Origin of the sequence: Vibrio sp. 1151_11 (genome assembly GCF_029478525.1) — a bacterium.
Taxonomy (GTDB): Bacteria; Pseudomonadota; Gammaproteobacteria; order Enterobacterales; family Vibrionaceae; genus Vibrio; species Vibrio anguillarum.
In genome coordinates, this window is record NZ_SHMN01000012.1 from 72,574 (window position 1) to 85,864 (window position 13,291).

Consider the following 13,291-nt stretch of genomic DNA (forward strand, 5'->3'; position numbering starts at 1 on the left):
CCCTATTCACTGCGTGCATGGGAAATGGTCCAGCAGTTGTGGATCTGCTTATTGCGTTCAAAATCCAGTGGTAATGTTTGCGCTGAAATATTTTGAGCAACTAAACCAAGCTCCGCTAGTGCTTCTAAATCCATTTTAAAATGTCGTTTATTGTTTGAAAACACAATCGTACCTTCTGGACGTAGGATACGTTTTAAATTTTCCATCAACTTAATATGATCGCGTTGCACATCAAATGTGTGTTCCATACGTTTGGAATTTGAGAATGTTGGCGGATCGATAAATATCAAATCAAATTGTTCTTTTGCAGTCTCTAACCATTGCACACAGTCGGCTTGTTCAAAGCGATGCTGGTGTCCAACTTGACCGTTGAGCTTTAAGTTGTCTTTAGCCCATTCTAAATAGGTTTTAGACATATCAACCGTCATGGTTGATTTTGCTCCACCGCAAGCGGCATGAACGGTTGCAGAGCCGGTGTAAGCAAATAGATTGAGGAAGTCTTTGCCCTTTGCCATTTGCCCTAAGCGACGACGCGTCAATTTATGATCAAGGAATAAACCCGTATCGAGATAATCATGTAAATTGACAATCAGTTTAACGCCATACTCGTTCACTTCCATTGTCTCAGAAATTTGCCCTAATTTTTGATATTGAGAGCGTCCTTTCTGTTTTTCACGAACTTTGAGTACCACTTTATTTGCTTCTGTTCCGGTGACTTGAATCGCGGCACGAATGATATCTGTTAAACGGCGTTTCGCCTTTTCTTCTGGAATATCTTTAGGTGCGGCGTATTCTTGGATCACTAGGTGGTCGAGATAAACATCGATCGCAACATTGTATTCAGGCAAATCAGCATCATAAATACGATAGCAATCGAGTGATTCACGTTTCGCCCACTTACCAATTTTCGCAATATTTTTCTTTAAACGATTCGAAAAATCAGGAGCGATCACCGATTCTTGAGAAATAGACGCTCCTGGCTCTACCGTGCGCAATGAAATTGAGTAGTTCTTTTGGTGACAAGGTAACGCGCCGTTATTTAACTTAAACTGCTTTTCAGCGCGCATACGCAAACAACTGAGTAATTCGTCAGAGCTAGAGAAAATCGACGCTTGGCAACCGCCAAATTCAGCCTTTAATTGACCACCAAATGCCGTGTATAAAGCAATCAAACCAGGATGGGTACCTAGACGTTCACCATAGGGTGGATTACAGATAACCACACCATCCTCAAACCCTTCAGGACGCTTGATCAGTGCCGCATCACCTAGCTGGAAGATAATCAGTTCTTCAACCCCTGCGCGGCGAGCGTTATCTTTCGCGGTCTGCAGCACTCGTGCATCGTTATCAAAACCAAAGAACTTACAGTCAACTTTCTTGACACCACGCCTTGCTTGAACATTAGCTTCTGATTTTATTTGCGCCCACAGTTCTGCATCAAAATCCTCTAAAGCTTCAAAACTCCACTTTGGACGCTTGAGACTAGGAGCCATACCAGCAGCCATCATGGCCGCCTCAATGAGCAAAGTACCAGAACCACACATTGGGTCGAGCAGTGGCTTCGTTTCACTCCATCCACTACGCAAAATAATAGCCGCTGCTAATGTTTCACGAAGTGGTGCTCGCCCCGCTTCGGTACGGTAACCGCGCTGATGTAAACCACCGCCCACCATATCAATCCCTAAAATGGCTTTATCTTTATGCAAGCGTACATGGACACGAAGATCTGCATGATCTTTATCGATCGAAGGGCGCGGTAAGTTCTTTTTGGTGAAACAGTCGACAACCGCATCCTTTACTTTCATCGCACCGTACTGACTGTTGCGGATTTCGTGATTTGTGCCGTTGAAGTCGACAACAAACTTTTTCGAACTATGAAAATGATTAACCCAGTTCACTGAACTTGCTGACAAGTAAAGATCCATATCATTTTGGCAGGTAAATTCAGAGAGGACGCGAACAAATCTTGATGCTAGACGGCTCCACAAACAACAGCGATAAATCTGCTCTTTCGACGCTTTAAATTTTACCCCGGCCTGCACGGGTTTTGCGTCCGTAATCCCTAATTTGGTTAGTTCTTCAACTAATAGGTTCTCAAGACCGTTTGAGGTAACCGCTAGATATTGATTCATACTGCTCTTTTACTGATAAAAATGACCACGCATTATACCTGACAATCCCACGCTTGAGTAAAACAAAGTGTCTCTTTCACCTTCTCAACCATTCAATTGCTTAACTACTCGCCAATTTTACAAATAGACAAGCTTCGAGCATTGCAAAAATATCTCACTAGATATAGCAAGGCCTACGGGATGAGTGAGTATTTATTCACCGCAAAATTGGACTATACCAGATCGCTTTTTACAGTGTAAATTAATTACAAATTAGCTAAAAATGGGAATATGTCGGCCATTTCTAGTGATGTAGACACTGTTTATAACGTCACTTTTGAAGAAAAAAACATCAGAATCCTGAACAAATCTCACATTTAAGATCGAATTCAGACGGATAGGATTGAGTTGGGGAAAAGCTCTAGGCAAAAAAAATCGGCTATTAAGCCGATGGGAAATGAAACAAAGGAACGAAACGTTGTGCTATTAGGGAAAAGTTAACTCACAAGAGCAACGTGCTCTTCGAGCAAAATATGATTAGCGCAAGCCATACGGTCATGCATAACCTTAATGACCTGTCCGAATTCCAGCTGTTTGGAACCATTCAGTATAAACGCATCCAAATCGACTAAGGCGCAAAGACTAGCGCAGTCCCCTACCTCAAGTACGATGAAATAACCTTGGCTGTAGCCGTTGACCAACCGAACAATGTCACCTTCACTCGGTTCAAAACCGTAGCCTTGATGATCAAAAAACCAACTTTTAGGCTGGACAGGTTTATGAAAACGCTTAGCGGCAACACAATAGAGTGCTAATTCGGCTTGTCTTGGCTCACTTAAACCTAAATAGGCAATTTGCTCTTTGTAGGTTTGGAAAGCACTCGCATCATCGACTGAAAAATGATTCTCAGCAAAAGCACAATCGACGAGCAGATTACGGTAAAGATTGGTCTTAAAAACCATCTCATCACCAAGGTACAACATCAGGCAGCTTTCGCTATCTGAATAATACCAACTCCATTTGTCACTTGGTTTAAGCATCGTTCCACTCTCTAATTTTAACAAATTATCAAACTATTAGGTAAAACGCTTAATTACCTTTGCCAGCTAGTGAATGTAATTTTAAGAACAGAAATATAAAAAAAAAGAGGAAATGAATAACTCATTCCCTCTTACTTTGACCCAGTCACTTTTTATTTTTCTGAGTAAATACCTTTAAATCGCACTTATTTACAGGTTCTTGACAATATCTCTCACTAAACCTGGGCCGTGATAAATGAATCCTGAATAGACTTGTACCAGTTTCGCGCCCGCCAACATTTTTTCTTTTGCAGCGATACAAGAATCAATACCACCCACTCCAATAATGGGCAGCTTATCACCCAACTCTTGGTACAAGCACTTAATCACTTCAGTACTTCTTGATTGAACAGGACGGCCACTTAACCCACCCGCTTCATTCGCGAATTTCATACCTTCCACCAGCGACCGATCCAATGTGGTATTAGTCGCGATAACGCCATCAATATTATGCTTGAGTAACGATTGGCAAATTTGTTTAAGTTCGTCATCAGAAAGATCGGGAGCGATCTTTAATGTTAGCGGAACGTATTTATTATGCAGCTTAGCCAATTCAGATTGCTTCGCTTTCAGTACGGCAAGCAAATCATCCAATGCCTCACCATATTGTAACGTTCGTAACCCAGGAGTGTTGGGGGATGAAATGTTCACCGCTATGTAACCAGCATATGGGTAAACTTTCTCCATACAAATAAGATAGTCATCTGCCCCATTTTCAATCGGTGTATCTTTATTCTTTCCAATGTTGATACCGATAATGCCGTCATATTTGGCTTTCTTAACGTTCTCAACCAGGTTGTCGACACCTAAGTTGTTAAAGCCCATTCGATTGATAATACCTTCCGCTTGGATCAAACGGAATAAACGCGGTTTATCGTTACCAGATTGAGGACGTGGAGTCACGGTACCAACTTCGACAAAACCAAACCCCATTGCACCAAAAGCTTCTATGCATTCCCCATTTTTATCTAGGCCAGCGGCCAAACCTACAGGGTTTTTAAAAGTTAAACCCATGCATTCGACTGGGCGATTGGGTAAGTGTTGACGATAGAAGAGATCAAGAGGAGTGCCTGTGAAACGTTTAAAGTTTTCAATGGCGAGATCATGTGCCTTTTCGGCATCAAGTTGAAAAAAGCCAGTCCTGGCTAAGCGGTAGAGCATTGTGCCTCCGAAATAAAAAGCCCCGTATAAACGGGGCGTTATTATTTACTCATTTGCCGCACAATTCAAATTTAAAAGTACTAATTCTCTTAATGCTACTGAGAATTTTGCAAATTCATGTACTGCACCAACTTTAAATTCGTTGAGGATACTCTCCCAGCGCATTAAGGACACTTCATTACTAGCAATCCATTCATCCAGTGCTTTCATTACATCGAGTTCTTCTGGCGCACAAGTACAATTCAATACTTGCGCAGTGAGTTGACGCTGCTGCCAGTCTAAATCTTCACGGAATGCAGCGCGAGCTAGTGCTTGCCAGTTGTTATCCACCGCTTGACCGTTAATCTGTTTTAAGAACCAGTGCAGTGATAAACGATCACCTAAGTTAAAGTAAAGCTTAGCTGTCTGAGCAACGGTCTTACCTTTATCACGTGCCACTGTAGATATATCCAGTGCTGAGTACAGGCTTGATAAACGAGCAACGTAATTCGCCAGTTCTGAGTTAATGCCTTTATCAATCCAGACTTGAGCCATGGCATTATGCTCTGCAACCTCTTCAGCAACGAGCATATTATCTAGTTCAGCGGAAACGGCATTGACGTCAGTTTGATAAAGCGCAATCAAATCTTTGACCGATTGTTTGCCTGAACGATTACGCAGCAACCAACGAGATAAGCGGCGTAAGGTTCGGCGTACTAAGAAAATCACATCGTACTGTGCATCGGCTTCTGCTTTATTGTCGAGTAAACGAACCTGCTCAAGAACACGGCCTAAACCATAGATTTCTCTTGCCGCAGTGTAAGCATTGGCAATATCGACAACATTCGCACCAGTTTCTTCTTGCAGACGGGTCACGAAATTACATCCCATTTCGTTCACCATCTGATTGGCCAGAGCCGTAGCAATGATCTCTGCACGAAGTGGATGCTGTTGCATGTGCTGAGAATAGTTACGACGTAACTCAGTAGGGAAATAGTTGATCAACTGCTGTGAATGGAATTCATCGTGTGAAATCTCTTCACAAGCCAATTCCTCTTTCAACACCATTTTGCCGTATGCCACTAATACCGATAGCTCCGGACGGGTTAATGCAAATCCCTGCTTCTCACGCTCAAGCAAAGTTTCATCATCTGGAATGTATTCCAATGCTCGGTCAAGGTGCCCTGCTTTTTCCATAGCATGGATGAAACGAATCTGCTCTTTAACTAACGATACACCCTGTTGCTCAGTGACAGAAATAGCTTCAGATTGAGCGTAAGCATCTTCAATAACGATGCCTCCTACTTCGTCTTCCATCGACTCTAAGATCTGATTACGTTGTTTGACGGTAAGATCACCATTCGCCACCAAGCCATTCAAGAAGATCTTAATATTAACTTCATTATCCGAGCAATCGACGCCACCAACGTTATCAACAAAGTCGGTATTAACACGACCACCAGTTAATGCATACTCAACACGTCCAAGTTGAGTCATACCTAAGTTACCACCTTCACCGATCACTTTTGTGCGAAGATCGCGTCCATCAATTCTTAGAGCATCGTTAGCACGGTCACCTACATCAGAATGGCTCTCTTTCGATGATTTAACATAGGTGCCGATTCCTCCGTTCCACAGAAGATCCACTTCCATTTTCAAGATCATTTTAATCAGCTCATTAGGCGCAACAGAAGCCTTCTTAGTGCCGATCATTTTTTGAATTTCAGGCGTTAAGGTGATCGATTTCGCTTTGCGAGAGAAGATACCACCACCTTTTGAGATCAACTTTGCGTTGTAATCTTCCCAGCTAGATCGTGGCGTGTTGAATAAGCGATTGCGCTCTTCCCAACTTTTTGCTGAATTTGGTGTTGGATCGATGAAAATATGCAAATGGTTAAACGCTGCTTGCAAACAAATGTGTTTAGACAGCAGCATACCATTACCGAACACATCTCCAGCCATATCGCCGATGCCAATCGCTGTGAAATCTGTGGTTTGGCAGTTAATGCCCATTTCACGGAAGTGGCGCTTGACTGACTCCCATCCCCCTTTTGCTGTAATCCCCATGGCTTTATGGTCGTAACCATTTGAACCACCAGAAGCAAAAGCGTCACCTAGCCAGAAATTGTATTCTGCTGACACTGAGTTAGCCAAATCGGAAAATGTTGCTGTCCCTTTATCCGCGGCTACAACTAAGTAAGGGTCATCTTCATCATGACGAACGACATTCTTAGGTGGAACGACTTCACCTTCAATAATATTGTCGGAAACATCGAGTAATGCACGAATAAAACGTTTATAGCAGCGTTGTCCCTCGGCAAAGATCTCATCACGCGTGGTAAACATGTGTTGTTTCTTACACACAAAGCCACCTTTTGCCCCCACAGGAACAATAACGGTATTTTTTACCTGTTGCGCTTTCACTAACCCTAGAATCTCGGTACGGAAATCTTCTTGGCGATCAGACCAACGTAATCCGCCACGTGCTACTTTACCACCACGTAAATGAACACCTTCAATATCAGGCGCATAAACGAAGATTTCGAAAGCCGGCACAGGAGCTGGAATTTCAGAAATCTCTTTCGGTTTCATTTTTAAAGAAAGCCAAGGTTTGATCTGATTGTTTTCATCCAGCTGGAAGTAGTTAGTACGGATCGTTGCACTGATCATCTCCATATAACGACGAATAATACGATCATCATCCAAGCTATCAACACGATCTAACTCTTCAGTAATAGCGTTAATAAGATCCGTTTGCCCTTTTTGAGCCCCTTTGTGTTTAGGATCAAACCGCTTTAAGAATAGTTCCACCAGCCCTTTTGCTACATCTGGATAATGGCTGAGTGTATCTTCAATATATTGTTGACTGAATGGGAAACCCACTTGGCGCATGTAACGCGCATAAGCACGAAGAATCGAGACTTCGCGCCCCGTTAATGAAGCACCGAGTACTAGTCGGTTGAAGCTATCACTCTCTAATTCACCAGCCCAAATAGCCGCAAATGCTTGTTGAAAACGATCTCTCGCTTCTCGAAGATCGACACTCTTATCGCTCTTATGCAGCATTGAGAAATCTAAGATCCAATACGTTTGACCATTTAACTTGCGTACTTCATAAGGTGACTCTCCGATCACCCTCAGCCCTAAGTTTTCCAACATCGGCATCACATCAGAAAGATGGATTGGCTCGTCACGGTGATAGAGTTTTAACCGCACCGCTTTTGAATCGGCCGCTTCTTCTTGTGGGCGATAGAACAACATGCCGAGTTTGTGCTCTTCATCTAATGCTTCCAATCGCTGGATATCATCCACCGCTGAACCCGGCATCATGTCTTCTTTGTAAGAGCGAGGGAATGCACGCATGTATTCTTTCGATAATGGCAGCCCTTTACTCTCTCCAAAGTTTGCTACGATCGCATCTGATAAACGATCATCCCAAGTTGATGATGCTTCCATTAAATTTTGCTCTACCGTTTTTACATCGACATCCATGTTGTTATTATCAACACGTACGATGTAGTGTGTTCTTGCCAATGGGCTTTCTGAAAAATAAGTGGTGAACTCAACATCTTGCTCACAACCAAAGTACTGTTTGAAAATTCGTTGCGTTTGGCGGCGAAGCTCGGTGTTATAGCGCTCTTTGGTCACATAGACCATACAGCTGAAGAAACGACCAAACGGGTCTTTACGAACAAACAGACGCAGCAAATCCCTATCTTGCATTTGCACTACGCCCATCCCAACTTCTAACATCTCTTCTTCACGTGCTTGCAGTAACTCATCACGAGGATAGTTTTCTAGAATATTGTGCAGCGCTTTATAGGAATAGGAGCCTGCACGATAACCGCTGGCTTTTAGAATACGTTCTACTTTTTCGCGGATCAGCGGAATAGTTTCGACACTTTGGTTATACACTGCCGAGGTATATAGACCAGTGAAACGATGTTCACCGATCACTTTACCTGCTTTGTCGAACTTTTTAACGCCGATATAATCGGTATAAGCTGGGCGGTGGATACGTGATTGGGTATTGCCTTTAGTGACAATCAATAAAAAAGGCTTTTTGGCTTCAAGGCGCGCGGAATCAGGAAAGTCAGATAATTTTACGCTGCGCACACGTTTTGAATCAGAAAATAAACCCAACCCTTTTTCTGCTGTTGGTCTCAGTTCAGTATCGCCTTCGACCGTCACGAGGTCGTATTCTTTGTACCCCATGAAAGTGAAATTATGATTTCCCATCCACTTTAAGAATTTGATGGTTTCTTCGTAACGATCACTTTCTACAGGAATGAACTCTTTTTGTGTCTCCAATTGCGCAATCACTTGCACCAGTTTTTCTGACATTGGTTGCCAGTCTTGCACCACTAAAGCTGTATCGCTCAGAATACTAAGCAACTCATTTTTCAACTGTGTCATCGCTTCTTTGCTGCTAAGGCGGTCGACTTCAATATGAAAAAGAGATTGCAGAACACCCTCACCTTGGTTTACCGAAGTAATAACACCGTTATCGGTGCGCGAGATTTGCGTTGGACCATTGAGCATGAGGTGTGACGATAAATCCAAACGGCTGAGCGCCATTTTAATGGAGTCCACAAGAAACGGACTATCAGGGATTACTATTTCAACAATCGTGTGCGTTGACTGCCAACCTTGGCGGCTTACTGTCGGGTTAAATACCCGCACTGAACGCTCCTCTGGGTTTTTCTCGTTAATATGGTGCCATAGGCTAACTATCGCACCATATAAGTCAGATTCATTACGTTCAGTCAGATCATCTTTCGAAATGTTACTAAATAGATGTTGAGCAAGTTGGGTCACGAGCGGTTGATGAGCAAGATCGAGTTTGTCTTGAATCAGTTTGTACACTTTTTCAAGCAGAACTGGCACTAAAGTTTCACGCGCAGTCATAGTAGACTCCAAGATTATTATTTTTGTAGGGTATGCGGTAAGCATAGCGCTTACCATTGGTAATGCTTGCTTTATTGTAAAAGCTTTATTGACAAATAGTTAACAGTTTTAGGGCAGGTCTGAGGTGAAATGTTTGAGAATGTGATTAAGATTCCTATTTAAATATCTAGAAAATCAGCGGCTCACAGAGTTTCTAACTTTACAAACTTGTTATTTTGGTCAGTTGTCAGCCGAAATCGACCTTTTACTCCAATTTGGCTAAGAAATGGACGAAATCGAGACGCGGGTAGCTGAAGGCGTAAACCTTGATCTGTGTAGACTTGTACAGAGCTTGCTACACCAGAATAGTGCGCTAAGTAAGTTTGATAAGAAATATTGAGAGTAAAATAGTATTGCTTCATAGCCGTTAACCAAAATAGAGCGAGGAGACGTATCTATCACCTCGCTCTTAGTAGAGTTAAGATCCTTAAGATTCGAGCGCTTTTGTTACTTTTTCAAAGAGATCTCGAGCTAAATTATCCATTGACTTCAAAGTCTCCAACTCCGATTTCATCATTGCTTGACGAGTTTCATCGTAGAGCCTGAATTTAAGTAAAGGATCAATTAAACGCGACGCAACTTGGGGGTTACTATCATTGAGTTCACGCAGTATCTGCCCTGCAAAACGGTATCCCTCACCCGATTTTGCATGGAAGTTAACTGGGTTTGCACTGAGGAATGAACCAATTAAACTGCGGGTACGATTTGGATTTTTTAAGCTAAATGCTTCATGTTTCATGGTTTGTTGAATAGTATCCAAAACACTTGGCGCGGGGTTAGTCCCTTGCAGTGCAAACCATTTATCCATCACCAATCCATCGTGTTTCCATTTATTGCTGTAATCATCCATCAGTGCTTGACGGCACATAAGCTGTGCACTATTCGCAGCGCTCATAGCGGCGATGGTGTCAGTCATGTTGTTGGCGCTGTGATACTGAGCCAGCACCAAATCATTGCCTTGGTCGGTATAAGCTAAATAAGCAAGGCAAGTATTGCGCAATGCTCGTTCACCAATTGCACTGTGTTCAATGCTGTATTGTGTCTGTTTTAAACTGTGGTAAACCGCATTGAGCTCATCTTGCAATGCGTTAGCAAGCTGTACTTTCATCGCTTTAAGTACGGTCGCTATTGCATCAACATCCACACGTTTATACCAACCTGAAACCTCATTATGGCTAGGCAATGAGAGCATTTCCGCAATAAAAGCAGGCTCTAGAGCCTCACTCAGTAACACACCACGGAATGCATCAACTACCGATTCAGGCAAATCCGCCGCCTTACCCGACTGCACTCCAAACACATTGCTACGGATATATTTGGCTAACAACATTTGGCCTGCATCCCAGCGAGCAAATTCGTTACGAGCATTGACCATCAAGAAGATCAGCTCATCATCACTGTAGTCATACTCCAGTTTCACTGGTGCTGAAAATTCGCGCAACAAGGAAGGGATCGGTTTCTCTGGCACATTTTCAAACACGAAGGTCTGCTTAGCCTGTGTTACGTTCAGTACATTAGAGATTCGCTTTCCGTTACATTGTAACTCAATTACATCACCATGAGCGGTGTATAACTCAACATCAAAAGGAATATGCAGCGCTGCTTTCTCTTTTTGCTCGTGCGTTGGTTCGGTTGTTTGCTCTACGGTTAAGGCATAGGTTTTCTGTTGTGCGTCATATTCAGTGCTCACTGAAACAATCGGTGTACCAGATTGGCTATACCATAAACGGAATTGGGTAAGATCGACGCCAGAAGCATCTTCCATCGCTGCTACGAAATCTTCGCAGGTAGCGGCAGTGCCGTCATGACGCTCAAAATAGAGCTTCATCCCTTTTTGGAAATTCGTTTCACCCAATAACGTATGCATCATACGAATCACTTCACTGCCTTTTTCATAGACAGTTAATGTATAGAAGTTATTCATTTCTATCACTTTATCGGGACGAATTGGGTGTGACATTGGGCTGGCATCTTCAGCAAATTGTGGCCCGCGAATAATGCGCACATTATTAATGCGATTCACGGCTCTCGACCCTAAATCAGACGAAAATTCTTGGTCACGGAATACCGTTAGGCCTTCTTTTAAGCTTAATTGGAACCAATCACGACAAGTGACGCGGTTACCAGTCCAGTTATGGAAATATTCGTGGCCAATCACCGCTTCAATACCTAAATAATCAGTATCGGTAGCGGTTTTTTCATTGGCTAACACAAACTTAGAGTTAAAAATGTTGAGCCCTTTATTCTCCATCGCACCCATGTTGAAAAAGTCAACGGCAACGATCATGTAGATGTCGAGATCATACTCTAAGCCGAAGCGTTCTTCGTCCCACTTCATTGCGTTGATAAGTGATGTCATCGCATGAGAAGCTCGGTCGAGGTTACCTTTATCAACAAAAATCTCGAGGGCAACATCACGGCCGGACTTGGTTTTATATTGATCACGTAATACGTCAAAATCACCCGCAACGAGAGCAAATAAGTAAGCAGGTTTCGGATGTGGATCTTGCCACTTCACCCAATGACGCCCTTCTGTAAGATCGCCATGTTCGATACGGTTACCGTTACTTAATAAAAATGGGTAATCTTTTTTGTCAGCAATCACGGTCGTTGTGTATTTTGCAAGAACGTCTGGACGATCGAGGAAATAAGTGATGCGACGGAAACCTTCTGCTTCACACTGAGTACAGAACGCACCACCCGATTTGTATAACCCTTCTAGTGCGGTATTCGCTTCAGGGTTAATCAGTGTCACGATCTCCAATTCAAACTCTTGAGGTAATGATGAGATCGAGAGCCCGCTTTCAAGCAGCTGAAAATCTTGCCATTCGGTGCCATTTACTTTGAGCGATTTCAGCTCAAGGTTTTCACCATCCAGCACCAATTGGTTACTCTCTTTTTGCTGCTTAACGTGAGAAACGGCAGTCACGGTGGTGTTGGTATCAAAGAGATCGAATGTTAATTCGAGATCCGTAATGGTATGTGATGGAGATTGATAATCTTTGCGATACTTGGCTTGGGGTGTATGAGCCATGTCGTAATCCTTGTTGACGGAGTGAAATGTGACGTTTTTGATAAACATTCAGTAAGATGGCTATAGATCTAAGGCTTGTTATCATTAATAACAACCCCTCAAACCGAAAAACGAGGCATTTTAGACAAATACCCCGTTATTTCGCTGACAATTTACCCATATATCAACAGATTTCACTCATTGCCTTTCTTATGATAGAAGATTGCAATACTACGGATTTACTCGCGCTAAAACAGCCGACATGGAACCATTTTCCACCTCTAACGTTAACATATCGCTAACAAGCGTATAGCGGGTATCATGTTCTCCGTCTTCATAAAGAAGCACCAAATGATCACCTTCTGTGTAGTACACCCCTTTATGGATCGATTCGTTACCATTAGCACCACTTACTCTGAACATAAATAAAAAATCCGGCTGTAAAACGAGATCAAGTTGGTTAATGTCGGTTGCTATCGCATCTTCACCAAATATCTGTTTGCTAGACCACACCCCTGCCAACGCATTTGGTAAAGCTTTAGTGAACATAATGCCGTTTAAGTTGAGCATGTTGTGGTTCACTTGGTATTGATAAACTTGAGGTTGCGATGAATTAAGCCCCAAAATCAAGCTGTTATCGCTAGCGTCAAATTCACCTTCCCAGTGCTCCACATTGTAATTTTTCTTTTGAATATCGATCTTAAAACGATAATTCGATTCTAAGGTCAGTTTAATAGAACGAAAATCATCGGAAGAAGTGTCAGGATTGGGGTTAAGTAGGTACCAATCACCAAGTAAAAAAGGGAGATCAAACTGAGTTAAGTCTTGATGAGTCTGCGTACCACTACTTTGACTTTGTGCCGCACTGGTGCTGATAAGAACAATGCAGGTAAAAATGATGCTTATCCATTTCATAACACGCTCCTCGCTTTTTTCTTAAGCTTAGAACCGGTTGTACGATAAAGCGAAATGTTTGATCTGTATCACGTTATTTATTTGGT

At 42.6% G+C, this 13,291-nt stretch carries 7 protein-coding genes; all 7 read right to left on the reverse strand.

Annotated features, from left to right (window positions below; genetic code table 11):
- Positions 1–2: 2 nt before the first annotated feature.
- The gene (gene rlmKL, locus EXZ60_RS10715; RefSeq protein WP_277435684.1) at positions 3–2,132 is read right to left on the reverse strand and encodes a bifunctional 23S rRNA (guanine(2069)-N(7))-methyltransferase RlmK/23S rRNA (guanine(2445)-N(2))-methyltransferase RlmL; all 2,130 of its coding nucleotides are present in this window, start codon (positions 2,130–2,132) and stop codon (positions 3–5) included.
- Positions 2,133–2,608: 476 nt separating this feature from the next.
- Positions 2,609–3,151, reverse strand: coding sequence for a cell division protein ZapC (locus EXZ60_RS10720; RefSeq protein ID WP_010320557.1), 543 nt, complete (start codon positions 3,149–3,151; stop codon positions 2,609–2,611).
- Between the two features lie 189 nt (positions 3,152–3,340).
- The gene (gene pyrD / locus EXZ60_RS10725) at positions 3,341–4,351 is read right to left on the reverse strand and encodes a quinone-dependent dihydroorotate dehydrogenase (RefSeq protein WP_013856910.1); all 1,011 of its coding nucleotides are present in this window, start codon (positions 4,349–4,351) and stop codon (positions 3,341–3,343) included.
- Positions 4,352–4,396: 45 nt separating this feature from the next.
- Complete coding sequence (locus tag EXZ60_RS10730; RefSeq protein WP_277435685.1) at positions 4,397–9,238, reverse strand: NAD-glutamate dehydrogenase; 4,842 nt, start codon at positions 9,236–9,238, stop codon at positions 4,397–4,399.
- 182 nt (positions 9,239–9,420) lie between these two features.
- Positions 9,421–9,639, reverse strand: coding sequence for a DUF2835 domain-containing protein (locus tag EXZ60_RS10735; protein WP_013856912.1), 219 nt, complete (start codon positions 9,637–9,639; stop codon positions 9,421–9,423).
- A gap of 65 nt (positions 9,640–9,704) precedes the next feature.
- A complete protein-coding gene (gene pepN, locus EXZ60_RS10740; RefSeq protein ID WP_277435686.1) occupies positions 9,705–12,311 on the reverse strand; it encodes an aminopeptidase N in 2,607 nt (868 codons plus the stop codon).
- 210 nt (positions 12,312–12,521) lie between these two features.
- Complete coding sequence (locus EXZ60_RS10745; RefSeq protein WP_277435687.1) at positions 12,522–13,205, reverse strand: hypothetical protein; 684 nt, start codon at positions 13,203–13,205, stop codon at positions 12,522–12,524.
- Between the last annotated feature and the right edge of the window lie 86 nt (positions 13,206–13,291).

Coding starts and splice junctions, on each gene's coding strand:
- EXZ60_RS10720 (WP_010320557.1), bottom strand. CDS start 3,151: ATGCTTAAACCAAGTGACAAATGGAGTTGGTATTATTCAGATAGCGAA.
- pepN (WP_277435686.1), bottom strand. CDS start 12,311: ATGGCTCATACACCCCAAGCCAAGTATCGCAAAGATTATCAATCTCCA.
- EXZ60_RS10745 (WP_277435687.1), bottom strand. CDS start 13,205: ATGAAATGGATAAGCATCATTTTTACCTGCATTGTTCTTATCAGCACC.
- EXZ60_RS10735 (WP_013856912.1), bottom strand. CDS start 9,639: ATGAAGCAATACTATTTTACTCTCAATATTTCTTATCAAACTTACTTA.
- pyrD (WP_013856910.1), bottom strand. CDS start 4,351: ATGCTCTACCGCTTAGCCAGGACTGGCTTTTTTCAACTTGATGCCGAA.
- EXZ60_RS10730 (WP_277435685.1), bottom strand. CDS start 9,238: ATGACTGCGCGTGAAACTTTAGTGCCAGTTCTGCTTGAAAAAGTGTAC.
- rlmKL (WP_277435684.1), bottom strand. CDS start 2,132: ATGAATCAATATCTAGCGGTTACCTCAAACGGTCTTGAGAACCTATTA.